Below are 25,623 nucleotides of genomic sequence, written 5' to 3'. Positions count from 1 at the left end.
CGTTTGCCACCTGACCCTGCAACTGGGGCTCACCCCGGTCATCAGCTATCGTCGCCCAAACAAAGGCCCTAATACGTTCCAAAAGAAACAGTTTATTTATGACTCGCAACACGATTGCTATACCTGCCCGCAGGGCGAAAAGCTGATTTATACCACCACCGACCGCCAGGGATACCGCCATTACCAAACAGCCGCCGGCATTTGCCAGAACTGTCCACAGCGGTCGGCTTGTACACGGGCTAAAAAGGGAAAAACCATCACGCGGCACCTCTGGGAAACGAGCAAAGAAAAGGCTCAATACATTCGGTTAACGCCGTGGGGCAAAAAAATGCATAAGCGACGAAAAGAAACGATAGAGCGCAGTTTTGCGGATGCCAAACAGCATCACGGGCATCGTTACGCCCATTTTCGCGGGTTGCTGAAAGTGCAGATACAGTGCCTATTGGCGGCCACCGCGCAAAATATCAAGAAGATAGCGTTACTGGTGGCCACGCTTTGTTGGTTTTATCTGGGGTTCAGCCGTGAATGTAGTCGATCAACCATCCCATCACGTTCTGGAAAAGGGGAATAACGGGCATGAATCAGAAAAAAAACGAAGAGGAGGGTTGATAATGGAGACGGCAATGGTATGGTTTCAACGCGGTTTGTCAGCAGTCTGAATAGTGGGGATAATAATATCCCCACTATTCTATTTATTTTATTGCTTTCAACCCCTTTTCTTGATCATTCACCACCATTGATGGAAATGGTGTACAGGCCCAATCCCCCGCCCTACTTCGAGCGTATCGGCCTGCTCAAGTGCATTTTGCAGATATTTTTTTGCGGCTGGCAAAGTACTTCGCCAATCAGGATAACGGGGCCGCAATGCCGCAAGCGCAGCAGATAAGGTACAGCCTGTCCCGTGAGTATTTCGTGTCTTTATTCTGGGCGTACTAAAACGCCACTCTCCCTCAAGAGTAAATAGCCAGTCAGGACTTTCCTCATCGTTCAGATGCCCACCTTTTAATAACACTGCCTGACATCCGGTTGAAAGCAGTTCGCGCCCTTGCTGTAACATCTCATGTTCAGTTTTAGCGGGAGAACATTTCAGCATGGCAGCCGCTTCCGGCAAATTTGGTGTAACCAAAGAAACAATCGGCAGTAGTTTGTCCATCATTGTTGAAATCGCTTCAGGTGATAACAAAAAGTCGCCACTCTTTGCCACCATAACTGTGTCTAATACGATATGAGGAACAGGATAGCTGAGCAATGATTCTACTACGGCAGTGACGTTGTCAACATTCGATAACATACCAATTTTGGCACTGTCTATTCTGACATCTGAAAGCACAGACTCTAATTGAGCAGAAATAAAAGAAGGAGAAAGATCATAAATGGATTGTACACCCATTGTATTTTGGGCAACCAACGCAGTTATAACGGATGTACCATAAGCCCCAAGAGCAGAGAAAGTTTTTAAATCTGCCTGAATTCCGGCCCCACCACTAGGATCGGTTCCTGCAATAGTCAATGCGTTAATTCTCACAATAGCAACTCCTATAACCAGCCAAAGAAAAGCAGATATCAAAATAGGAGATACCCTGACATCCCTACGCTGGCATTATCCAGATCAGGTAATACGGGTACTTCTCAGTTCAATCAAAAACGCCCCGTGTCAAAATAAAAATCACTCTATTAGTATCCCAATAGAGTGATATTTTCAATATATTATCGTTACACCAAAAAACAAAAATAACGATAATTATATTTAGCCAGTAATCATATACTGGCTAAAATAAATTTATTACTACGCAGATGTAACATTTGCAGCAGCAGGACCTTTAGGACCATCCTGAATATCAAACTCAACCTGCTGGCCTTCGGATAATGTTTTAAAACCGTCTTTCATAATTGCAGAAAAATGTACAAAGACATCTTTACTACCATCATTTGGAGTAATAAAACCAAAACCTTTAGACTCGTTGAACCACTTCACAGTTCCAGTGATTTTTGCCATTTCAAAAATTTCCTTTGAATCACTTAATTCGCCGATTGGCACAAAAATAAAAAACTCGTATTCGTTGCTGTTATTTTATTAACAGAACACTACTTCGTTCACCCATGTGTTTTATTACATACTCTTTATATAATCGCAAGCCATTTTTTTCAGGTGCTGGAGCTAACGCACATATTTGAATTTCTTATTATCAATTCCAATTTAAAATCACTAAATTATTTTTAATCAACATAACTCTATGAATTAATAAAAAAAGAAAAACCCGACCAAAGAAAGATCTTTAATAATATTAATATATAATTCTGTTTTTTACACCTATCAAGAGATGATACAGAGAGTTATAATTATTCAAAATCCATTTTAGATAACTATAACATTATAATCAATTTTGATACCCTCCCATTACATTGAAAATACTGTCATTCCAAATATAATTATCTTACTTTTTGTTTAGCGCTTATTAAATATTGTTAATCTTTATTGCATCCTTCCAAGGCTGATTTTATATAAAAACCCTATAACTCTTTCCCTCGCAATAAAATGAACGTACCAAAATTATATTAATGACATTTAATTTATCCGTGTCGCATATTTTATCAACAAGTCTGGATACAAAGAAACAAGTCTGAGAAAAGTTATCAATACTTATCCTTCAGATAAGATTGTTCGTTTATCTGTCATTACAAGACAAAACGCTTTAGTTAAGATAAAGAAAAAATAGAAAGGTATAATGAAATTTCTCAAAGCACTAAATATATATAAGAGTGATTGCTGATAATAATCAGCCGGGCATTGGCCCGGCTAAAAAAGATACAGAAATTTAAGGCTTAACCTACTTTTTCCTTTGTCTTATTTGATTTCGCAATTAAATAACCGATCCATAATATACCAATCCAGAATGGCATCAGGATAACTGAGATACGGATTGATGGCGTCAACAAGATAATGACCAAAATGAACACTAAAAATGCCAGACATAAATAGTTTCCGAATGGATGCCATAACGCCCGGAACTTCGTTGTGATGTTCTCTTTATTTTTAGCTGTGCGAAATTTTAAGTGAGCTAAACAAATCATAATCCAATTAATGACCAGAGTCGTCACAACCAGAGACATCAACAAATGGAATGCTTCTTTCGGCATGACATAATTAATCAATACGCCAATTGATGTCACTAATGCCGACAGAGCAATAGATAAAACAGGTACGCTACGCTTATTCACTTTCGTCAGAGCCTTAGGCGCATTACCTTGTTTAGCCAAACCATATAGCATTCGGCTATTGCAATATACTCCGCTGTTATAGACAGACAACGCCGCAGTCAATACAACAACATTCAGGATGTTCGCTACCCAGAAGCTATTCAAGTTATAGAAAATCAGCACAAATGGGCTGGCATCTTCTACCACCTTGTCCCATGGATAAAGCGAAAGCAGGATAGCCAGTGAGCCAACATAAAACAGCAAGATTCGATAAACAACTTGGTTAGTCGCTTTAGGAATATTTTTTTCAGGATTTTCCGCTTCTGCGGCGGCAATCCCTACCGTTTCCAATCCACCGAACGAAAACATAATCCATGCCATTGCCATAATCAGACCGGTAAGCCCGTTCGGGATGAATCCGCCCTGTTGCCATAAATTGGTAACACTTGCTTGCGGGCCACCATTGCCGCTAATCAGCAAATATCCACCAAAAATAATCATGCCAATAATTGCAATAACTTTAATGATAGAAAACCAAAATTCGGTTTCACCATATAACCGGACATTGACCAAGTTAATGAGGTTGATCAACACAAAAAAGATTGCCGCAGGGATCCATGTCGGTAAATCCGGCCACCAGTGTTGAATATAAATACCGACAGCGGTCAACTCAGACATGCCGACCAGAATGAACATTGCCCAATAATTCCAACCCGACAGAAAACCGGCAAAGTCTCCCCAATATTTATAGGCAAAGTGGCTAAACGACCCCGCTACAGGCTCTTCAACAACCATTTCGCCCAATTGGCGCATAATCAAGAATGCTATAAAACCACCAATAGCATACCCGAGAATAACTGAAGGGCCTGCCATTTTTATCGTTTGTGCGATAGTCAAAAATAACCCTGTCCCTACTGCGCCACCGAGAGCGATAATCTGGATATGCCTGTTCTTTAAGCCACGCTTAAGCGTAGATTGTTGTTCCTGTTGTCCTGCCATTTAGTCCTCTTTTTACGATGCTAAGAACTCGTCTCACCAAGAGCTGTTTTATTTGTTGTTTTGAATCTGAGCAGAGCAAAAATTTTTCTCACTCTCCCAATTTCTATAAAGTTTGTCGAGCACAAAATGCACCACCTTCTGTAGTGATTAAGTTATCTCCTGATTTAAGGCGATAATGACTTTGCCAATTCTCATCAGATAGCATTAAAACACCATTTTCAAAGAATGAATACTGGGGATGTATCGTAACACACATACAGACAAGATTATGATTGAGGCCAGCATCAAAAAGGCAGGTATCGAGCAAGAGAACATATACCGAATTCTAAACCTTCATTACCCAAACTGATGTGTGCATTTAACAACCAAAAATAAAAATAGGCATCCGAATATCAGAGCCAAGTTAAGATCATTCTTTTCATGTTAAACTAGATCTGACATGATAATATTATTGTGATTACTATCACAATCAAATACTAAAATGGTTTTTTATATAATGCCTGGCCTGCTTTTTGTTTAATCACTACAGGGCCCTATAATAATGGTTTTTGTCATCTTGAAAAGAAGTTGTGTATACTCCCCCAACCTTTAACCAATTTAAGATTGCAATGCCACAAGATAACCACTTAGCGCTTGTATGCGCACTGAGCAAATGGATAGAAAACCATCTTGGCCGTGTCATTCATCTTGAAGAGCTTGCTGCTTATTCTGGCTATTCGCTTTGGCACATGCAGAAAATATTCAAGGAAGTGACAGGAATATCACTTGGGAAGTATATCCGTCAACGCCGTTTGGCTGGTGCCGTTTCTCTACTGAGGAATAGCTCATTGCCTATTTTCGATATTGCTTTAGATTTTGGCTTCGGCTCTCAGTCTCATTTTACCTATATGTTCCGTAAAAAATATGGCATTACACCTTATGATTTCCGCCAGAATACAGATATAGAACTTGAAATAAAATGCCCGTTACATCTCACTTATAACTGCGGATCATAAGCAAATTCCATCAGCGGCTATCCATATCAGCCGCTGTCCCTGTCATCTTTAATGTTTCTTCATGAGCAACAACTTTTCCCCATTCTGTCATTGCACATTCTGGTACTTTTCGAGTAAAGCTAAAGCTATCGCTTCTGTTTCCGCATCAGGCATACCACTAATATTTGATGGGCGAAAATGCATCTGAAATGCCTGAATGGTTTGACGTGTCGCATTATCCAATAAACCTGTCTGAGGAATATTATAACCATACAGAGACAACACCTTCTGTATTGAAGCCACCGTTGCAGGCATATCCGGCGCTCTCCCGGCCAAATGCCTGTTCACAGTTACATCATCAGGCCAAGCACCTATTCCTTGTTCATAAAGTAATTGCCAAGGAAAAACAGGACCCGGATCTTGTTTTCTAAGGGGTGCGATATCACTGTGACCCACAATGTTAACCGCTTTAATTTGATATCGCTGGATAATATCTTTTGCTAGCCGAATAACCGCATCAATTTGCGATGGATGATATAAACACCACTCTGTCTTAATAAACTGCCGCTTAAAACCGCAATTAACAATTTCAATGCCAATAGAGCCATGGTTGAGGTTTTGGTATCCATTCCATTCACTCTTACCCGCATGCCAAGCCCTTTGGCTTTCTGGAACCAGCTGAAAAATAATAGGTTCTTGGTTCTTATATTTTGGCTGAGAGGGAATGAGGTAATGGGCACTGACTTTCCCGCCGGTTAATGCCCGTAACGATCTTTGGTCATTCAGCGCCGTATAATGCAAAACAAGAAATCTAACCGAATCAATATTCTGATTGGTCGAATAACGATGGGAATGATCGGCAATATATCTCCCTCTGTCTTCCCGCTCAGGAGAATAAGAACATCCGATCAACAGGGTAATGAACACACATACCATTAATCGCTTTATCATATCCGGCCAACTATACAAATGAAAAAGATAACATTTAAATGATTATATCCAAATGAATATATTTTAGATGAATCTAAAATAGATGTGATGTTTTTTTATTTTCAGGCATGTTCTAGAGAACAAATAAAAGCCGAACATTCAAAGGATAGTCGAATGTCCGGCTAATAGCCTTGCATTATAGGAGTAACGTTTTGTTACTCATGTCTCCAATTGTCTTTTACATTGTTGCCCTTGTTGGCGGCATAACAATTTAAAATCTGTTGGATTAAACCTTTCATCTTCAATACTTGGAAGGTTACTGTTTATTTGTTACCCAAAGTATCATTATCCCAGATGCCTTTCTCAACTTGCTGCTGAATTTCTGGGTAATCCTTGATATTAAAGGTTGGCAACTGCCCTGATCTTCTCTGCTGGTTATAGTCTTTCGCCAATTTCATTGCGATGCCTGACAATAGCAGTATGGCAATCAAGTTAACAATAGCCATACATGCCATTGATACATTCGCCATATTCCAGACCAAAGGTACTTCTGCCAATGTACCGAACATTACCATCCCCAAAGTTGCCAAACGCAGGATAAATAAACCTGCTGTGTGGTTACGCTCAAGGAATATCATATTACTTTCAGCGTAAGCATAATTGGCAATGATAGATGTAAAGGCAAAGAAGAAGATAGCAATCGCAATGAAAGTCGATCCCCAATGCCCAACCGCCGATGACAACGCAAGCTGAGTCAATTCGATTCCGCTGACGTTTGCCACGTTTCCATCGAGAATACCGGAAGATAAGATAATAATCGCGGTTGCACTACAAATAACGATGGTATCCATGAATACCCCCAACATCTGCACATACCCTTGAGAGGCAGGATGTGGAGGATAAGGTGAAGCTGACGCCGCAGCATTGGGAGCAGAGCCCATACCTGCTTCATTCGAAAACAGCCCGCGTTGAACACCTTGGGTCATTGCCTGAGCAATACCATAACCCACCGTTCCCGCTATTGCTTCCTGAAGACCGAAGGCACTTTTAATAATTAATGCGAACACTTCAGGTATACGTTCAATATTGTGACCAACAACCCAAAATGCCAATATCAAATAGGCACATGCCATAAACGGTACAACCAATTCAGCAACTCGGGCAATAGAGCGCAAACCGCCGAAAATAATCGTGCCACTAATAATGACTAATGCAATGCCAACATAAAGTGGTTTAATTTGAAAGGCAACATCGGCCGCTGTCGCAATTGAGTTTGCCTGAACGGCATTGAATACAAGACCAAACGCGATAATAAGGAAGAAGGAAAACAATATCCCCATCCACCGCTTTTTCAACCCTTTTTCCATATAGTAGGCAGGGCCGCCGCGATAATTTCCTTGATCGTCCTTCGTCTTGTACAACTGGGCAAGCGTGCTTTCCACAAAGGAAGTTGCCATACCAATAAACGCCACTACCCACATCCAGAAAATAGCTCCTGGCCCACCCGCAGTCAATGCAATGGCAACCCCTGCTAAGTTACCGGTTCCTACACGAGCTGCAAGGCTGGTACATAAAGCCTGAAAAGATGAAATACCAGAATCATCTGATTTATTACTGTTTTTCAGAACTGAAAACATATGACCAAAATGACGAAGCTGTATAAGACCAGAACGCAATGTGAAATAAAGGCCAATACCAAGGAGCAAGTATATCAGTATGTAGTCCCAAAGGAAGTTGTTAATAGAATTAATCAGGTCCGTCAAGATATTTTCCCCTTACTAATTAGCAAACATTAGCTGACCATACGCTGTATCCGGTGAAATATTATTGTGCTTAATTTCCTTTATAATTAACAAATAACACAATTCTGCATATCAAAAACACAGAGATACTAGCCACTAAAACCCAAAGAATGTAACACAATATTTATTTCAATGGGTAACTTTTAATGAAATTTTTACATTTACTTTAGCATTACTGAACATTTGTTTTTGTTTACATCATAGGTTAATTCTTTATTTGAGGCTTTACAGTGGCATTTATTAATAAGGAAACACCGGTCATTTTGTTTTCTATTCATAAGAAAATCAAACAAATAAATTAACAACTTCATTCAAAATTAAAAACCAATTAACAACTAAAACACAACCAAGGCAAAACAACACTGAACATAACGATACAAAACGGCTATGTTAATTAAACGTTAATATGCTTATCTTCTGCAAAACTAACCACGTCAATCCAATCTGTACTTTTCGTTACGCATTTTTCGTTACAATGCGAAGTTATGATAACGTCATTGAGTTAGTCCACAAAACGAACTCAATATTTAATTTTGAAGTTTCCAATATTTACAAAAACATATAGCAATATCTTTCTTCAAATGAGATTATTAAATTTTAATACAGTGATAGTTGGAAAAAGCCACCATCCCATATTAAAATTTTCGATTGTTATTTTTCCGTTATGAAACAACAAAAATAGGTTAGTAAAGTGTTAGCGCCTTTACTGTCTGACTATCAGATAATCTGCAAGTGAGGTTATAATTGATGTTAGAGCGAAAAAGAAAAAATCCGGCAGACAATATACTTCCTAAGCGCGTTTACCGTGGGAAATCAAAGTATGAATATCATCCAGCAACCGGCGGTTCAATTTCCATTTGCTGTTTAAGTTCACCGGTATCCGTTGTCTGGAAAGAATACAATAAGATTGTCCAAGAAATAGAAAAAAATAGCACTTAGTTCTTAAATATATACCGGAATTAATAAAGTAGCGGGAGTCACCACTCCCGTTCATTCTTTTGCTTTCTTTTCTCCCCATAAAAACAATAAGATAAATTAATTATTTTTGCCGAAAATAAATGTTGCTCCCACGAGAATCAGGTCAGCTATCAATCAAATCTTTCTGCAAAATATAAACTACCAAATTTCGTGCTACGATATACATCTCATTCCATAATTCTATAGTTAAGATGATAAACAATGGAGTATTAATTATGTGTATAGGTAAGATTATAAAAAAGATCATCATTCCTTCGCTAATCACTCCTTTGTTATTAACACCTGCCACCGCAAGTGATGACGCATTGATTTATTTACCTGATAAACGATTTGCTGTTATGTCTGTCGGTGATCTTGAAAGCGAATCAATGGGTAGCTATTCCATCGCTATTTTCAAGGATAAGAACCTCTCAGATTTTGAAACCGGTACGGTTTTATCCCGTGAAGGTTTAGTATTTGACTATAACAATAAACCTAGAATTACATTTGCAGACATTAATGGTGATGGCTCTGAAGAATTAATTGTTTCGAAACTTTCAGTAGGAAATACTAATCACCTTGAGGTAGATGCGCTGGAAATTACAGATCAGCATATCAAACTTCTCACTCGTATCTATATCAATGGCAGAAACGACCCTATACAGTCGCTACGGGCACTGTGCAAACGAAACCAATGCCCAGAGCAAAGCGAATAGTCTGCCCCTCAACAGGATTTCGGCACAAATAACAAATTATGTACTATTGTTAATGTTGTCCCATTATCATGGTATAGCCTATTGAGAGGAAATTATGAAACGTATTTTACTGCCACTTTTCCTTGTCCCAGCCTTTTCTTATGCCGCACATACCAATATCAATAAAACAGCAGAAACCTATTGTGAATTATTCGGAAAAGCTTCTGTCGAAGCGTTCAAAACTAATGCATCTCCTGACGCCATAGCCCAAAAAGCACTTGGTGAGTTAAGCAGTAAGGGATTCGATCTGAAAGAAATCCATAGTAACAAGGATGAATTTATTACGTCTGTTAAACAGACCGTTACTGAAGTCAGAAAAAATAAGCAGGTATTCCCAAGTGTCCATCATTTTGACGAATCACTGGAGAAATCAGTTAAGACATGCAAAGAGCAAACGAAACATGCCTTAACTCAATAATGTCTGAATTTTTGTAGAGCGACTGACTCACATCATCGCTCTACTTTATTCAAATGGTCAGATCTAGTCTGAACTAATACACATCAAGCCTGCGGAATAAATTTCATCCCGATAAATGTGCGCACCGCATTTCCTCTTTCAATCTGATGATGACATGAACGACGCTCAGATTTAATTTGGGCCTGATTCATATTTTGAACTTGCTGAAGACGATGCTCCAACAGCATGCATGCAAGCCGACGATTTGCATGCTGGCTTCGTTCTGATTGCACTTTGATGCTGATCCCGCTCGCAACATGCACTGCCCGAACGGCAGATTCTGTTTTATTGACATGTTGACCACCGGGGCCGGAGGCTTTTAATGTCTCAAATCGAATTTCGCTCTCAGCCACTTTGGGTATGGGCGCAAATGTTGTTACGCCAATAAACCAGTTTTTGCGGCTACCGCCTTTTCGCCATGGACTATCACAAACCCACTTAATTGTGCCGTTCCAGCGCTCCAGCAATTGTTGTTCATTTCCTCCTTGAATGGCGATTAGCACAGAACGTAAAGTACCAGAACGCGGTCCTCGCTCTTCTTCCAAAATATCACTGTTCACATTCAATTCGTCAGCTTCTTGAATAAACCGTTCTAACGCTTTGCTTACCGCTAACATACATTCATCTGGCCCTTGAGCCGAAGAGATCTGCAACAATATCATTCGTTGCCTCCCCGCGTCTTATAGGTCAAAACAGGTTTAAGGCGAGCGACCAATTTCACCAAGCCAGCCTCCAGCATTGCATCCATCATACTGCTGATAGGCTTATAAGCTTCTGGAGATTCTTGATAAATCAGCTGTTTATCCAGACAAATGACCCGGCTCCCTAAAGCTGTGCGAGATAACTGTACGGCATTGTAACGACGGTCCAGACGCTCTTTACATTCGCCTCGCATCCATTTCCTTCCTGCTCCATGAGCAAGAGAAAATAAGCTGAATTCACTCGCCAAAGGTTGTACTAAGTAACTGTAATCTCCCCGTGATCCGGGAATAATTACCATTCCTTGATCTGATGGTGTTGCTCCCTTTCGGTGCAGCCAACCATCGGTTCCATTAATGGTACAGGGTGTCAGTAAATTATGTGAAACATCAAGCAATCGTTCTCCACTGGCACGCCAGCGTTTCAGCATTCTTTTTGCGATTAACCGCCGATTGGCATACGCATAATCCAAAGCTTGTTGGTGCTGCTCAAGGTAATTGAGAGCCTCTGGGCTAGATGCAACCAATCCTCCATGACCATGTTCACGGACATGTTGTTCTAAAATCATCTGCCCCATGCCCCTCGAACCGCTGTGAACCAATAACAACAGTTGTTGTTTGCTCAATTGCCACATTTCAAGCAGTTCTGGTTGATAGACCTCATCCAATTGCTGTAATTCAGCAAAATGGTTGCCGCCTCCTATTGTTCCCGGTGAATAACAAAAATGCTGGGGTATATCATCCGGTAATTCCTCTGGTGTCAGAGGTTTGTCAATAGAACCAAGTCGTTTTTCCAGCTTATCCAATGACCACTTATTCAACATAATATCAGTTCGCCACAACGCCATCCCGCAGCCAATATCATTGCCGATAAGTGCCGGATAAAATCGTGACTTTGAGAAAAATGCGGCTCCAACCGGATACCCTCTGCCGGGATGAAGATCCGGTAGCCCGACAACGCGTACCATGTCAGGAAGTTGAGCGGTTATTTCAAGTTGCTGGATAGCCTTACCTTCCAGCCAGGTATTTTCTGTTGCGATAACCTGCACATTAGATGCAGTTGAATGCAAAGTATTGCCCATATATCAACCTTATGATCAATAAAAAAATAAAGGTATGGACAGGCCTTCCTAGCCAAGCAATACTGAAAAATTTGATTTAGTAATTAGCTATGGGCTGGCCTGAAAAGAGTGATATTTAATGTCGTCATGATTTCCTCCTTTTCAGTCGTGGGTGTGATTTTATGAATAGCTGCATTTTGCAGGTGCTGCATCATACTTTAAACTTTATGCTTATGACCAGTATTTTATTCAATTTTTAAAAAATTAAATGAGTCAAAACAAATTAATAAACAATGATATTATTTCTATTAATTATTATTTAATGTATTATGTAATCTAATTGCAATTAAGAGTAAAAATCATATTTTAATGGTAATGCAATCCCTGTCATTAAAAACAATAAAATAACTAAGAAAGTATTAATTAATACATGAGAACGATATCGTGATGTAAATGATTTTGTTTTTTCTGAACAATTTTCTGCTATATCTAATAAAAAACCATTATCTTCAATTTGGCTGAGTATCGCACGCGCACGCTTTACATCAACACAATGGACAAGGAGCTTAACTCCGCCAAATGCCTGAGAATACATGTAGTTATTCCATACAATCCCTTCATCGATAACGACGGCATATATACCTTCCGATAACATCCTGCCTAAAATAATATGGGCATCTATCGGAGACAGGAAGTTTGCCAATAATTGCATATTCCCTCTTTCAGGATCACTATTCCACATAATTACACCATAAATCAGAGATGACATTATCAATAATGATAATTTATAGATTAAATCTCATCCAGATTTATTTGTTCATAAACACAGAAGAGCAGCCATCTCCCTAAATTTATAAGAGCCCATTACTTTTAATTCAGGGGGCTATTTCATCAAAGATCTGTGATTTATTAATATAGTACAACACTTTTAATCCCTGATAACTTCATCATCACATTCCGAAAAGCAAACCGGGATGTCACACTAATTTTTTATCACCCGAAAACAGATTAATTATTTTTTAAAAAGAAGAGGTGTTATCTATGTTTACTTATCTCGTTCGCGTTGAGCTTTTTGATGCACATCCCAAAGATTATAATTATCTGAATGAATCTATGTCGATAATTGATTTTAGAAAAACCGTTAGATATGACAACGGACAATTAATGGCATTACCTACCGGCACTTATGCAGGTATTTCATCAAATTCCGCAGCAGAAATCAGAGATAAAGTAAAAAGGTTAGCCAGCCCATTATCATCAAAACCGGTTTCTATATTTGTTTGCCGTTACAGTGACTGGGCAGCTTTCCTTTATTCTGCTTCTGTATCTTCATTAACTGCTGAATCTGAATCTTAATCTATATTCATTTATGAAAAAGCTGGTTTTCTGTTTAAATCATTTGGAAACCAGCTTATTAGTACTAAGATTATCACTTTGCTTTTAAATAACTATTCCATATAAAAAATGGTTGCATCACCGAACTTACTGTATTTCAGAAAATTAGCGTCATCCATCAAGCGTTAAAAATCGTAGCTCATGATCTTGGCAGCGATCGTACCTTCCATTACCTTAACGATTAAGTTTGCGATTTCGAATTATGCCAAGTGGCGCAATATGATACTTTCAAAATTAGTGCTAATATCGCGTATAAAATTCTTTTTATTATTATAATGTCTTTTTTAAAGACTATAAGGGTGGAGTATATCCAACAAGAAATAAGCACAAACAGAAATAAGGAAAGGATTATCCAAAAATAAAACCTAAGTAAAATATATAGTTGATGCTCCTCCATACATACTCCCCACAATCCATCAATAGAAGCTCGCCAAATTTATTCGCTTTGACATACACAACAATCGTTCAGAAAAATTTTCCGATTTGAAATCAGAATGCCTACCCTTTTACATATGGATAATCCCGTATCTACTTATGTTATGACATCCTACCCACCATTGGAGGATGGGATATTATCAAAGAGTTAAAGAGGGCAATTCTCCCCTTTAACGTAACCTGTTGATCTTGCCCATTTCCTTTATTGAGAATAAATAAAATTAAATCAATTAGTTAAAAGACGAAGAGGAAACGTTTTTGACAAATTTTATCACCAATAGGCATGGATTTTATTGATGTCCTATCAGCCATTCTGTGCCACATTAACTCAAAAAACACTCTCTAGTTTTGTTGAACTTTTTTATTGATGTTCACTGGCGGAGAAGTATCTCGCCTTTATGTTACTTAGTAATACATATTGTTGATTAAATGAGGAAGTAAATATGAGTACACAAGATAATAATCCGGATACACCATGTCCTGAAGACTGTAATTTATTCATAGTACCTAGCCAAAAGTATGTGAAAGAAATTGTCGATGCGAAAATTGTAGAGCATGCCCAAAGCCGGGATCATCCCTATGCAACACTGACCGATAGAGGGTTTGTTACTCTAAGCAACGATATTAACAGTGATAGCGAAATAACTGCGGCAACTTCTAAGGCAGTTAAAACAGTATCTGATCTAGCAAAGACCGCAGACCAAAAGGCTGACAATGCAAACAATAATGCTAATACACGGTTGGCTAAAGACCAGAACGGAGCAGACATACCTAACAAGGAAGAATTTATTAAAAACCTTGGATTAGAGACAATGATGGAAGGATTATCCTTGCCTGTTGGTGTACCCGTCCCTTGGCCAACGGAAACCCCACCAGAAGGCTGGCTGATATGTAATGGTGACTCATTTGATAAAGCAAGATATCCGAAACTTGCTCTCGCCTATCCCTCTGGACAGCTACCTGATTTGAGAGGGGAATTTATTCGCGGTTGGGATAATGGCCGTGGAGTGGACGTTGGTCGACATCTACTTTCTAATCAATTGGCAGATATTGCTCCACATAGTCACAGACTTCAACGAATGTGGGCCAGCTCAACGGCTACAGCCGAGAATTTAGGTACAGGGAATCGCATTTTCAATAGTGTCCAGCAAAACGTTAACTACGGAGCTGATCCTCGCGGATTAGGCATTGCTATAGGAATGGGTTCTGGTGGTTATGGTTATATGGATAATACGATTGCTGACTCAACAGGAACAGAAACCCGTCCCCGCAACGTTGCATTCAATTACATAGTAAAAGCAGCTTAATCCTAAGCTAATGCAATATAAATAATTTCAACCCGCCGAAAGTTGCGGGTTGAATTTGATATTGTCCATTTCCCTTAAAATGAGACAGCTATAATTAGATTTTCTGCCTAACAACTTGCAGAGGTCAATATGAAAAAAGTCCATTTTACTGAAACTCAAGTCGTCAATATCTTAAAACTCACTGATTCAGGTATGAAAGGGGACGATATCTGTCGTCAGAATCGGGTTAAATCTTAAACGGCGAGTCAAAAAAATTCTTCCTGTGCGCGAAAAAAGGTCATTAACGGTCGAGAAAACCCCCAATATTCAATGGGCGTTGGACTTTATGCACGACAGTTTATATTGCGGTAAGCGATTTAGAACATTAAATATTATTGATGAAAGTACACATGAGTGCCTTGCGATTGAAGTCAATACCCCACTCCCTGCCGAACGGGTCATAAGAGTGCTTGAACGTTTAAAGGTGGACAGAGGATTACCGAAACAAATTCGCGTGGATAAGGGTCCTGAACTTATTTCCGTTATTTTATTGAATGATTGCGAAAATAATCAAATTGAGTTATGTCATATCCAACCGGGTAAGCCACAACAGAACGGATTTATCGAACGATTTAATGGCTCGTTCCGGCGTGAATTTTTAAATGTCTATTTATTTAACTCATTGAGTCAAGTACGGGAAATGGTTTGGTTTTGGCAGCAAGATTATAACCTGAACCGAACCCATGAAAGTTTAAATCACCTCCCACCGGAGGCATATCGTAAACAGTTAGAAAACTCTAATGCAGTAGCCAGCTTTAGTTGACCATATATGGAGTCGATACAGAAAATATTGCTAGGACATAAAAGCCAGTCCATGACGGATAAATATAACGATGACAGAGGCAAAGATTGGGCTATTTTGGCAGTGAAATAATGAACAAAATTACGCCAGTTTTGCAGAAGAGTATTTACAGCTTCTAAAATAACGGGAACACCTAAGTCCCCGTTATTAATTCAGTTAAGCAATCAATTACATATGAGAGATAATTGCATCACCGAACTCGCTGCATTTCAGCAGTTTAGCGCCATCCATCAGACGCTCGAAATCGTAGGTCACGGTCTTGACAGCAATGGCACCTTCCATTCCCTTAACGATTAGGTCTGCGGCTTCGAACCATCCCATGTGGCGCAACATCATTTCAGCGGAAAGAATGACTGAACCTGGGTTAACTTTATCCTGACCTGCATATTTGGGTGCAGTACCATGTGTTGCTTCAAACAATGCGCACTCATCCCCGATGTTTGCACCAGGAGCAATACCGATGCCGCCAACTTGAGCTGCCAATGCATCAGAAATGTAGTCACCGTTTAGATTCATACAAGCGATAACATCATATTCTGCCGGGCGCAGTAGGATTTGTTGCAAGAAGGCATCCGCAATCACGTCCTTGATAATGATGTCTTTTCCATTTTTAGGATTCTTGATTTTCACCCATGGACCGCCATCCAACAGCTCTCCGCCAAACTCGGTGCGAGCCAGCTCATAGCCCCAGTCTTTGAAAGCCCCTTCGGTGAATTTCATGATATTGCCCTTATGAACCAGAGTGACTGATTCACGGTCATTATCAATGGCATATTCAATAGCGGCACGTACTAGGCGTTTAGTCCCTGCTTCAGAGCAAGGTTTAACCCCGATGCCACATTGTTGAGGGAAACGGATTTTGCTGACACCCATTTCGTCTTGTAAGAATTTAATGACTTTGTCTGCTTCAGCTGAACCTGCTTTCCACTCAATACCTGCATAAATGTCTTCAGCATTTTCGCGGAAAATGACCATATCTGTCAGTTCAGGTTGTTTAACAGGGCTTGGCGTACCTTGGTAGTAACGAACGGGGCGAAGACAAACATACAAATCCAACTGCTGGCGCAGTGCAACGTTCAGTGAGCGAATACCACCACCCACTGGTGTTGTCAGAGGGCCTTTAATGGCAACACGGTATTCACGGATAAGATCCAGTGTTTCATCCGGCAACCAAACATCTTTGCCATAAACATGAGTGGATTTTTCGCCTGTATAAATTTCCATCCAAGATATTTTGCGCTCGCTGCTATAAGCTTTCTTAACCGCAGCATCGACAACTTTAAGCATGACCGGCGTAACATCAACACCAATGCCATCCCCTTCGATATAAGGGATTACAGGGTTATTCGGAACATTTAATTTACCTTTGGCATCAATAGTAATCTTTTTACCTTCCGCCGGAACAACTACTTTGCTTTCCATTAACCTCTCCTTTCAACTAAGCGCAATGCCTTGTTAATTTTTTGTAAGGGACGTGTCAATACTACTTGAATATTCTGCAAACGCCAATGGGTACAGATTTAAGGTATAATACGCACCCTTATTTTTCACAATGGCTTATCATGACAAATATCTCTTTTAAAAAACGCAAACTTAACCGATTCAGCCAAAGAAAAAATAATAACAATACAAAAAAATTATCAGGACCTCGCCGAGTCTTGATCTTTAATAAACCTTATGATGTGCTACCGCAATTCACAGACGAAATGGGAAGAAATACATTAAAGAATTTTATTCCATTCACTGATGTCTATGCAGCAGGTCGTTTGGATCGCGACAGTGAAGGATTGCTGGTGTTGACCAATGATGGCAAATTGCAGGCTAAATTGACTCAACCAAATAAAAAAACCGCTAAAATTTATTATGTCCAAGTTGAAGGGATACCGGATGAAGCCGCACTGGAAAAATTGCGCAAAGGTGTCACATTAAAGGATGGCCCGACTTTACCTGCCGGTGCAGAATTAGTCGAAGCGCCTGAATGGCTCTGGGAGCGAACCCCTCCAATCCGGGAACGGAAAAATATTCCGGTCAGCTGGCTCAGAATTACCCTTTATGAAGGCAGAAACCGTCAGGTACGCAGAATGACAGCCCACGTTGGTTTTCCCACATTACGCCTAATCCGTTTCAGTATGGGGGCAATACAATTGGGTTCATTACTTCCCGGCGAATGGAGAGAAATTAATGTTGTTTAGCCCATATGTTACGGTTGCCTGTATTGTTCACGCAGAAAACAAGCTGTTGGTTGTGGAGGAAATAATTAACGGCAAGTTTCTTTGGAATCAACCCGCAGGCCACCTTGAAGCGAATGAAACTTTACTTGAAGCCGCAGAGCGTGAGTTATGGGAAGAAACGGGTATACGGGCCCAGCCTCAGGCATTTTTAAAATTGCATCAATGGACAGCACCTGATGGCACGCCATTTCTCCGTTTTCTGTTCTTGATTGAAATGGAAAAAATCCTGAGCACAACACCACAAGACAATGATATCCATTGTTGCCACTGGTTAAGTGCTGAAGAAATTCTTAACAGCCAGCAACTGCGTTCACCGCTGGTTGCTGAAAGTGTTCGTTGTTATTTAAAACGAGAAATTTACCCCCTTTCAATACTGGATCACTATGTTTCTCATATTAAATAATGCCGTCTCGCCTTCGGCAAATAATGGCATTAAATAAAAGTGTGCATTAAAGAGCATAAAGACGTTTGATGCACCTTGTTGATCAACGTGCTAAAGTATTGCGTTTGTTTTTTTCCGCAGTGAGATATATCCATGTCAGATAACAGCCAGAAAAAAGTCATTGTCGGTATGTCCGGCGGTGTTGATTCATCAGTTTCCGCCTACCTGCTACTGCAACAAGGCTATCAGGTAGCTGGCCTGTTCATGAAAAACTGGGAAGAAGACGATGGTGAAGAGTATTGTTCGGCTGCCGCCGATCTTGCTGATGCCCAAGCGGTTTGTGACAAACTGGGCATTGAATTACACACCATCAATTTTGCAGCCGAGTATTGGGATAATGTATTCGAACATTTTCTTGATGAATATAAAGCGGGCAGAACCCCTAACCCAGACATTCTTTGTAATAAGGAAATTAAGTTCAAGGCATTTCTGGAATTTGCAGCAGAAGACCTGGGAGCAGACTATATTGCAACCGGGCATTATGTCCGCCGTCGGGATGTCGATGGCGTTAGCCAGTTGCTTCGTGGTCTGGATGGCAATAAAGATCAAAGTTATTTCTTGTATACTTTGGGCCACCAGCAGGTTGCCAAGAGTTTATTTCCTGTCGGGGAGTTGGAAAAACCAGAAGTACGCCGCATTGCTGAAGAAATCGGTTTGGTTACGGCAAAGAAAAAAGATTCAACGGGTATCTGCTTTATTGGAGAGCGCAAATTCCGGGATTTTCTCGGACGTTATCTACCCGCCCAACCCGGTCCAATTGTAACAGTGGATGGTGAAACTATCGGTCAGCATACTGGCCTTATGTACCATACATTGGGCCAACGCAAAGGATTAGGCATCGGTGGCACAAAAGACGGCAGTGAAGAGCCTTGGTATGTTGTTGATAAAGATGTCGAAAACAACACACTGATTGTCGCCCAAGGCCATGGACACCCTCGTTTGATGTCTGTTGGGCTGATTGCACAACAGCTGCATTGGGTAGATCGCAAACCATTGGACGCAGAAATCCGCTGTGTAGTCAAAACACGATACCGCCAGCATGACATTCCCTGCACTGTCACTCCCTTGGGCGAAAATAAAATTGAAGTTCGTTTTGACTATCCTGTTGCTGCAGTCACGCCAGGCCAATCAGCTGTATTTTATCAAGGTGAAATCTGTCTCGGTGGTGGTGTGATTGAACAACGTATACAGGAGTAATTGTGGCTAAGAATTATTACGACATTACGCTGGCACTGGCGGGTATCTGCCAGTCCGGTCGTCTGGTGCAAACACTTGCCAGTGAAGGCCAATGTGATACTGAAGCTTTTGAAACAATGATTAACAGTATCTTGAATATGAACCCAACATCCACACTGGATGTTTTTGGAAAAAATGCCGGTAACTTGCGCATTGGTCTTGATGCCATGCTGGGCATGTTCAATGGTTCACATAGTGGAGTTTCAGCAGATCTGACGCGTTATATGTTGAGTTTGATGTCACTCGAACGCCGGCTGAATAAAAACCCCTCTGCCCGCGGTGAACTGGCTAACCGCATTAGCCAGCTAGAACGCCAGCAAACCTATTTTGAACCGATGTCAGAAGGGATGCTCAATGCTCTTGCAGGCATTTACGTTGATGTTATCAGCCCGCTGGGGCCTCGCATTCAGGTGACAGGTTCACCAGACGTATTACGTAATTCTTTGATTCAATCCAAGGTCAGGTCTACGTTGCTGGCAGGTATTCGCAGCGCTGTGTTATGGCAGCAAATCGGCGGCAGCCGCCTGCAAATTATGTTTTCTCGTCAACGCCTGATCCAACAAGCAAAAGACATTCTTGCTCATTGCTAAACAGATCGTTGAACAGAGATTGTTGAACAGAAATCGTTAAATAAAAATCGTTAAATAAAATCCGGGAGTTGCTACCAATGGAATTATCCTCACTGACCGCTGTTTCTCCGATTGATGGCCGTTACGGCGATAAAGTCAGCGCACTGCGCGCTATTTTTAGTGAGTTCGGCTTACTGAAATTTCGCGTGCAAGTCGAAGTACGTTGGCTGCAAAAACTGGCCACTACAGCCGAAATCAAAGAAGTTCCAGCTTTTGACGCAGACGCAAACGCTTACCTTGATGAAATTATTTTAAATTTCAGCGAACAAGATGCATTGCGCATTAAAGAAATTGAGCGCACAACCAATCATGATGTGAAAGCAGTGGAATATTTTCTGAAAGAAAAAGTGGCGCATATTCCTGCATTGCACCAAGTTTCAGAGTTTATCCACTTTGCCTGCACTTCAGAAGATATCAATAACCTGTCACATGCGCTGATGCTGAAAGCTGCCCGTGAATCCATCCTGTTGCCTCAGTGGCGTCAATTGATCGACACGGTCAAGCGCATGGCTCATGAGCACCGTGATCTCCCTTTATTATCACGTACACATGGTCAACCCGCGACGCCTTCCACTGTCGGTAAGGAGTTGGCAAACGTGGCTTGTCGTATGGAACGCCAATACCACCAGCTCGGACAAGTCGAAATTTTGGGTAAAATCAATGGGGCTGTTGGTAACTACAATGCACACCTATCGGCTTATCCTGAAGTTGACTGGCATCAGTTCAGTGAGTCATTTGTCACCTCATTAGGCATTCAGTGGAATCCTTATACTACACAGATAGAGCCCCATGATTACATCGCAGAACTGTTTGATTGTATCGCCCGCTTCAATACTATCTTGATCGACTTTGATCGGGATATCTGGGGTTATATCGCTCTCAATCATTTCAAACAGAAAACCATTGCGGGTGAAATCGGTTCTTCCACCATGCCGCATAAAGTCAATCCTATTGATTTCGAAAACTCTGAAGGAAATCTAGGCTTGTCAAACGCGGTACTGGGGCATCTTGCCAGCAAGCTGCCTGTTTCTCGCTGGCAGCGTGACCTGACCGATTCAACAGTGCTACGTAATTTGGGTGTTGGTCTTGGTTACGCCCTGATTGCTTATCAATCCACCATGAAAGGGCTTAATAAGCTGGAAGTCAATGAGCAGCACTTGCTGGATGAATTAAATCATAACTGGGAAGTATTGGCAGAGCCGATTCAGACGGTTATGCGCCGCTATGGCATTGAACAACCCTATGAAAAACTGAAAGCGTTGACTCGCGGAAAACGTGTTGATGCAGAAGGCATGAAAGCGTTTATTGATGGTCTTGAACTTCCAGAGTCAGAAAAAGAACGTTTGAAAGCGATGACACCTGAAAATTATATTGGCTATGCAACTTCACTGGTTGATAAGCTGAAATAATATTCAATCCCATCTATGGGCGGGAGTTCTCCCGCTCATATTGAATCCACACTAAGTTACAGTGCAATACATCCCTCACCACTCCTCGTCACAGAACTGATGATAAATTACTTTAGAAAATTTTGATCATCATCCCATGCGATTATATAAATTCTATATAGAATGTAAATAAACTCTCAATACATTTGTTATTTAATTCTAATTGTTTGTTTTTAAATATTTCACTATTTAACATACTAACAAAGCCAAATCGTTACTATACTTAGTTCAATCATGAATATGACTAACGTGATTGATAGTCATGGCCGATCAACTACTTAAAATTTATTTGGCAAACGTTACTAATTAGCATAAGGAATCATTATGCGGATTTTGATCGTTGAAGATAATGCATTACTTCGCCATCATTTGACTGTCCAGCTACGAGATATCGGGCATCAAGTTGACGCGGCAGAGAATGCCAAAGAAGCTGATTATTACCTGAAAGAAAATAGCCCTGACATTGCTATTGTTGATCTGGGATTGCCCGGAGAAGATGGGCTTAGCATGCTACAACGGTGGCGTAGTGAGAAGGTTAATTTGCCGATCCTTGTACTTACGGCCCGCGAAAGCTGGCAGGAAAAAGTCACGGTTTTAAATGCCGGAGCGGATGATTATGTCACTAAGCCTTTCCATCTGGAAGAAATAAGTGCCAGAATCCAAGCGCTTATGAGAAGAAATAGTGGATTGGCCTCTCAACTTATTGCGATTTCACCTTTTTTAGTCAATCTGTCCCGGAAAGAATTCTCCATTAATAATATTGATATTAAGCTGACTGCCTTTGAATATATTATTATTGAGACGCTCATGCGCAATAACGGCAAGGTTGTCAGCAAAGAGTCGCTAATGCGTCAGCTGTATCCGGATGCTGAATTGCGCGAAAGTCATACAATTGATGTACTAATGGGACGTTTGAGGAAAAAGATATTGCAGGAGTGGCCCACTGAAGCCATTGTCACAGTCCGTGGCCAAGGTTATCGTTTCGATGTGACAGAAAACTAATGTTTAAGCTTCCTGAAAAATATTTTTCTCTGAGGGCGCGGTTTCTCATCGCGACGACGGCCATCATTCTTGCTTTGACACTGTCATATGGCATTGTTGCCATTGTCGGATATCAGGTTAGTTTTGATGAAAAAAACTATTCGATACTCCGCAATCAAAGTAATTTTCTTTACTCACTAGTACAGTGGGGAAGCAATGGACTCGAACTCAAAGTATCAAAACGCTTTAACATGGATATTCGTTCATTTACATTGATTTATGATCAGCAGGGAAATATTTTATGGCGCCAGAGATATGTTCCTGAAATGGAAAACGAAATTAACCCTGACTGGCTAAAAAAGAATGGGCTATATGAGTTCGATGCCCATACCATCGAAAATGGGCCTATTTTTCATATAATTCAAGGTGGAAAACACAATATAAATCACGAGAATGAAAAAAAGGTAACCTATTCTATTGCTGTCAGTCAATATCCCGCTGCAGGCAAACTACCTGCTCTGACGTTTGTTACCATTGATGCACTTCCGCTGGATATACAGGGAACAGCAAAAGTCTGGGGGTGGTTTGAATATTTGTTAATTGCCAACTTGCTTCTGGTCATCCCACTTATTTGGCTTGCCGCAGATTGGAGCCTCCGTCCAATAAAATCTTTAATCATTCAAATCAGAATGTTAGAGAAAGGAGAGCGAGAAAAACTTGATGAAACGCCACCAACAGAATTGAAAGCGTTGGTCAGAAATTTAAATACTTTATTAAGTAATGAGCGTAAACGCTATGAGAAATACCACACAACATTAGCAGACTTAACTCATAGTCTGAAAACACCTTTAGCCGTGTTACAGTCAACTCTGCGTTCCCTCCGCCATCCCCAAAGAATCACCATTGAACAAGCTGAACCCATTATGCTGGAGCAAATTGACCGAATCTCTCAGCAAATCGGCTACTATCTGCATCGGGCCAATATGCACAGCGACCATAGATTGCTCCTGAGACGCGTTTTTTCGGTCCCGATCTTATTGGATGAATTGATTCGGGCCTTAACCAAGGTATACCAACATAAATCCATCAACATTGCCTTGGATGTCTCTCCCGAAGTCACATGGCTGGGTGAAAAAAATGATTTTTTGGAAGTGGTAGGCAATATTCTGGATAACGCATGTAAATATTGCCTAAAACTCGTCAAGATCACCGCCACAATGGATAGAGACGCTATCTGCATCATTGTCGACAATGATGGGACGGGAATTGCACCAGATAAACGAGAAATGATTTTTCAGCGCGGGTTGAGGGCAGACACATTGAAATCCGGACAGGGTTTAGGATTATCGATAGCATCTGAAATTGTTGCACAATATAACGGTGAAATCAGTGTCGGCGATAGCCCCCTTGGTGGAGTCCGCATCAAATTGGTATTCCGCAAACAATAATCTTACAAGCTCCGTACCTCTGCCAATGGTCAATAACGCCGCCATATTCATGGTGTGAATGCTATCCCTGTCGCGAAATATTTCAACCAAGTCTGATATCGTTACTGACTATTCGTTATAATGACGCGAAATTTACCTCTCACTTCAGGATATCACCATGGATTATCAGCTGAATTTGGATTGGCAGGCTTTTTTGCAAAATCATTGGCAAAAGCGACCTTTGCTGATTAAACAGGGTTTCCATCAATTTATTGACCCCCTTTCTCCTGATGAACTGGCGGGGCTGGCGATGGAAAATGAAATCGATAGCCGTTTGGTCAGTCAGAAAAATGGGCGCTGGGACGTTTCCCATGGGCCATTTGAAACCTACGATCATTTAGGTGAGAAAGATTGGTCTTTACTTGTGCAAGCCGTTAACCACTGGCATCTCCCCTCTTCTGCGCTCATGAAGCCATTCCGCGTGTTGTCTGATTGGCGCATGGATGATTTGATGGTTTCTTTTTCTGTATCGGGTGGTGGTGTCGGCCCTCATCTTGATCAATATGACGTGTTCATTATTCAGGGACAAGGTCGTCGACGCTGGCGGGTTGGTGGGAAAATACCAATGAAACAACATTGCCCTCATCCTGACTTATTGCAGGTTGATCCTTTCGAGGCAATTATTGATGAAGAGATGATGCCGGGGGATGTACTTTATATTCCGCCTGGTTTTCCCCATGAAGGCTATGCAATTGAAGATTCACTGAATTATTCTGTAGGGTTCCGAGCGCCCAATGCTCGTGAATTATTCAGTGGTTTTGCTGATTATATTCTGGCAAATGAACTGGGAAGCCATCGCTACAGTGATCCTGATCTGGCTTTCCGTGATAATCCAGCTCAAATTAATGCAAATGAACTGAACGCCCTGCGTTCCATGATGCGTGAATTGCTAGAACAACCAGAAACTTTCCATCATTGGTTCGGTGAATTCATTTCGCAATCACGTCATGAACTGGATCTTGCGCCACCTGAACCTCCTTATGAAAGTGATGAAATTTATGAGTTACTCAAACAAGGTGAAGAACTAAACCGTTTAAGTGGATTGCGGGTTCTGCGCATTGGTGATCAGTGTTTCGTTAATGGTGAGTTAATAGAGACTCCCCATATTCACGCTGCTGACGCACTTTGCCATTATGATAAAGTCAGTGCTGAACATTTCGGGGATGCCATTGACGATGTCCGATTTATCAGTCTGCTTACGGCCCTGGTCAATAGCGGCTATTGGTACTTTAACGACTAAACCGTGAATTAAAGGGGGGATTATCCCCCCTTATACTGCGACCTTCTCTTTTTTCAGAACAGGAAAGAGAGCAATAATTATCAGACACTGCCTGATCAGCCATTATTTTAATGACCTATT

General features: G+C 40.9%; 24 protein-coding genes, 1 pseudogene and 1 riboswitch. Of the genes and pseudogenes, 16 read left to right on the top strand and 9 right to left on the bottom strand.

The features are described from left to right. Positions 1 to 571, top strand: a 571-nt coding sequence (locus Xsze_RS22805; protein WP_244590076.1) for a transposase, incomplete at its 5' end; no start/stop codon positions are given. A 156-nt stretch (positions 572 to 727) separates the two neighbouring features. Here Xsze_RS22805 and thiD read toward each other — a convergent pair. The 3 genes from thiD to Xsze_RS14525 all read right to left on the bottom strand — a co-directional run bounded on the left by thiD (position 728) and on the right by Xsze_RS14525 (position 4,197). Then, a complete protein-coding gene (thiD, locus tag Xsze_RS14535; RefSeq protein WP_038236132.1) occupies positions 728 to 1,528 on the bottom strand; it encodes a bifunctional hydroxymethylpyrimidine kinase/phosphomethylpyrimidine kinase in 801 nt (266 codons plus the stop codon). 41 nt (positions 1,529 to 1,569) lie between these two features. Beyond that, positions 1,570 to 1,662: riboswitch (TPP riboswitch) on the bottom strand. A gap of 124 nt (positions 1,663 to 1,786) precedes the next feature. Then, on the bottom strand, positions 1,787 to 1,996 hold the full coding sequence (cspE, locus tag Xsze_RS14530) for a transcription antiterminator/RNA stability regulator CspE (RefSeq protein ID WP_038236123.1): 210 nt from the start codon (positions 1,994 to 1,996) through the stop codon (positions 1,787 to 1,789). Positions 1,997 to 2,823: 827 nt separating this feature from the next. Further along, positions 2,824 to 4,197: an amino acid permease gene (locus Xsze_RS14525; RefSeq protein ID WP_038236121.1), complete on the bottom strand. Its 1,374-nt coding sequence runs from the start codon at positions 4,195 to 4,197 to the stop codon at positions 2,824 to 2,826. A 608-nt stretch (positions 4,198 to 4,805) separates the two neighbouring features. On the opposite strand from Xsze_RS14525, the gene Xsze_RS14520 reads away from it, so the two are divergent. Beyond that, positions 4,806 to 5,192 (top strand): helix-turn-helix domain-containing protein, encoded by a 387-nt coding sequence (locus tag Xsze_RS14520; RefSeq protein WP_038236119.1) that lies wholly within the window; start codon positions 4,806 to 4,808, stop codon positions 5,190 to 5,192. A gap of 87 nt (positions 5,193 to 5,279) precedes the next feature. Here Xsze_RS14520 and Xsze_RS14515 read toward each other — a convergent pair whose 3' ends face one another. Further along, positions 5,280 to 6,119, bottom strand: a complete 840-nt coding sequence (locus Xsze_RS14515) for an N-acetylmuramoyl-L-alanine amidase (protein WP_244431769.1) — start codon at positions 6,117 to 6,119, stop codon at positions 5,280 to 5,282. Positions 6,120 to 6,424: 305 nt separating this feature from the next. Then, positions 6,425 to 7,864, bottom strand: a complete 1,440-nt coding sequence (locus Xsze_RS14510) for an alanine/glycine:cation symporter family protein (protein ID WP_038236115.1) — start codon at positions 7,862 to 7,864, stop codon at positions 6,425 to 6,427. Positions 7,865 to 8,650: 786 nt separating this feature from the next. On the opposite strand from Xsze_RS14510, the gene Xsze_RS22225 reads away from it, so the two are divergent. The 3 genes from Xsze_RS22225 to Xsze_RS14500 all read left to right on the top strand — a co-directional run bounded on the left by Xsze_RS22225 (position 8,651) and on the right by Xsze_RS14500 (position 10,033). Further along, positions 8,651 to 8,842, top strand: coding sequence for a hypothetical protein (locus tag Xsze_RS22225; protein WP_038236113.1), 192 nt, complete (start codon positions 8,651 to 8,653; stop codon positions 8,840 to 8,842). A gap of 254 nt (positions 8,843 to 9,096) precedes the next feature. Further along, positions 9,097 to 9,576 carry a PliI family lysozyme inhibitor of I-type lysozyme gene (locus Xsze_RS14505; RefSeq protein ID WP_038236111.1) on the top strand — a complete coding sequence of 160 codons (480 nt, stop codon included), beginning with the start codon at positions 9,097 to 9,099 and terminating at the stop codon, positions 9,574 to 9,576. 94 nt (positions 9,577 to 9,670) lie between these two features. Continuing rightward, positions 9,671 to 10,033, top strand: a complete 363-nt coding sequence (locus Xsze_RS14500) for a hypothetical protein (protein WP_038236109.1) — start codon at positions 9,671 to 9,673, stop codon at positions 10,031 to 10,033. Between the two features lie 83 nt (positions 10,034 to 10,116). Here Xsze_RS14500 and prfH read toward each other — a convergent pair whose 3' ends face one another. From prfH to Xsze_RS14485, 3 genes are all read right to left on the bottom strand, one after another. Next, positions 10,117 to 10,734 carry a peptide chain release factor H gene (gene prfH, locus Xsze_RS14495; protein WP_038236106.1) on the bottom strand — a complete coding sequence of 206 codons (618 nt, stop codon included), beginning with the start codon at positions 10,732 to 10,734 and terminating at the stop codon, positions 10,117 to 10,119. Then, positions 10,731 to 11,852 (bottom strand): RNA ligase RtcB family protein, encoded by a 1,122-nt coding sequence (locus Xsze_RS14490; RefSeq protein WP_038236104.1) that lies wholly within the window; start codon positions 11,850 to 11,852, stop codon positions 10,731 to 10,733. The genes prfH and Xsze_RS14490 overlap by 4 nt, the downstream gene beginning before the upstream one ends. A gap of 325 nt (positions 11,853 to 12,177) precedes the next feature. Then, positions 12,178 to 12,573 (bottom strand): putative signal transducing protein, encoded by a 396-nt coding sequence (locus tag Xsze_RS14485; protein ID WP_038236129.1) that lies wholly within the window; start codon positions 12,571 to 12,573, stop codon positions 12,178 to 12,180. Positions 12,574 to 12,872: 299 nt separating this feature from the next. On the opposite strand from Xsze_RS14485, the gene ghoS reads away from it, so the two are divergent. The 3 genes and pseudogenes from ghoS to Xsze_RS14470 all read left to right on the top strand — a co-directional run. Beyond that, the gene (ghoS, locus tag Xsze_RS14480; protein ID WP_038236102.1) at positions 12,873 to 13,187 is read left to right on the top strand and encodes a type V toxin-antitoxin system endoribonuclease antitoxin GhoS; all 315 of its coding nucleotides are present in this window, start codon (positions 12,873 to 12,875) and stop codon (positions 13,185 to 13,187) included. Between the two features lie 917 nt (positions 13,188 to 14,104). After that, positions 14,105 to 14,968 carry a tail fiber protein gene (locus Xsze_RS14475; protein ID WP_038236100.1) on the top strand — a complete coding sequence of 288 codons (864 nt, stop codon included), beginning with the start codon at positions 14,105 to 14,107 and terminating at the stop codon, positions 14,966 to 14,968. A gap of 217 nt (positions 14,969 to 15,185) precedes the next feature. Continuing rightward, a pseudogene (locus tag Xsze_RS14470) lies at positions 15,186 to 15,770 on the top strand (integrase core domain-containing protein); the annotation flags it as partial. 207 nt (positions 15,771 to 15,977) lie between these two features. Here the strand turns inward: Xsze_RS14470 and icd are convergent. Further along, on the bottom strand, positions 15,978 to 17,231 hold the full coding sequence (icd, locus tag Xsze_RS14460; RefSeq protein ID WP_038236098.1) for an NADP-dependent isocitrate dehydrogenase: 1,254 nt from the start codon (positions 17,229 to 17,231) through the stop codon (positions 15,978 to 15,980). A gap of 140 nt (positions 17,232 to 17,371) precedes the next feature. On the opposite strand from icd, the gene rluE reads away from it, so the two are divergent. The 8 genes from rluE to Xsze_RS14420 all read left to right on the top strand — a co-directional run bounded on the left by rluE (position 17,372) and on the right by Xsze_RS14420 (position 25,503). Then, complete coding sequence (gene rluE / locus Xsze_RS14455; protein ID WP_038236126.1) at positions 17,372 to 18,001, top strand: 23S rRNA pseudouridine(2457) synthase RluE; 630 nt, start codon at positions 17,372 to 17,374, stop codon at positions 17,999 to 18,001. Beyond that, positions 17,994 to 18,443, top strand: coding sequence for an NUDIX hydrolase (locus Xsze_RS14450; RefSeq protein WP_038236124.1), 450 nt, complete (start codon positions 17,994 to 17,996; stop codon positions 18,441 to 18,443). The genes rluE and Xsze_RS14450 overlap by 8 nt, the downstream gene beginning before the upstream one ends. A gap of 132 nt (positions 18,444 to 18,575) precedes the next feature. Beyond that, complete coding sequence (gene mnmA, locus Xsze_RS14445) at positions 18,576 to 19,679, top strand: tRNA 2-thiouridine(34) synthase MnmA (protein WP_038236095.1); 1,104 nt, start codon at positions 18,576 to 18,578, stop codon at positions 19,677 to 19,679. Between the two features lie 2 nt (positions 19,680 to 19,681). Next, on the top strand, positions 19,682 to 20,308 hold the full coding sequence (gene hflD / locus Xsze_RS14440; RefSeq protein WP_038236093.1) for a high frequency lysogenization protein HflD: 627 nt from the start codon (positions 19,682 to 19,684) through the stop codon (positions 20,306 to 20,308). A 77-nt stretch (positions 20,309 to 20,385) separates the two neighbouring features. Further along, positions 20,386 to 21,756: an adenylosuccinate lyase gene (gene purB / locus Xsze_RS14435; RefSeq protein WP_038236091.1), complete on the top strand. Its 1,371-nt coding sequence runs from the start codon at positions 20,386 to 20,388 to the stop codon at positions 21,754 to 21,756. A 363-nt stretch (positions 21,757 to 22,119) separates the two neighbouring features. Then, positions 22,120 to 22,797 carry a two-component system response regulator PhoP gene (gene phoP, locus Xsze_RS14430; RefSeq protein ID WP_038236089.1) on the top strand — a complete coding sequence of 226 codons (678 nt, stop codon included), beginning with the start codon at positions 22,120 to 22,122 and terminating at the stop codon, positions 22,795 to 22,797. Then, positions 22,797 to 24,224, top strand: a complete 1,428-nt coding sequence (gene phoQ, locus Xsze_RS14425; protein WP_038236087.1) for a two-component system sensor histidine kinase PhoQ — start codon at positions 22,797 to 22,799, stop codon at positions 24,222 to 24,224. The genes phoP and phoQ overlap by 1 nt, the downstream gene beginning before the upstream one ends. A 157-nt stretch (positions 24,225 to 24,381) precedes the next feature. Next, the gene (locus Xsze_RS14420) at positions 24,382 to 25,503 is read left to right on the top strand and encodes a ribosomal protein uL16 3-hydroxylase (RefSeq protein WP_038236085.1); all 1,122 of its coding nucleotides are present in this window, start codon (positions 24,382 to 24,384) and stop codon (positions 25,501 to 25,503) included. Positions 25,504 to 25,623 lie beyond the last annotated feature (120 nt).

This window comes from Xenorhabdus szentirmaii DSM 16338 (assembly GCF_002632585.1).
In the GTDB taxonomy this organism is placed as follows: Bacteria; Pseudomonadota; Gammaproteobacteria; order Enterobacterales; family Enterobacteriaceae; genus Xenorhabdus; species Xenorhabdus szentirmaii.
Note: the sequence above shows the minus strand (reverse complement) of the source record. Positions and strands in the feature narration are given on the sequence as shown.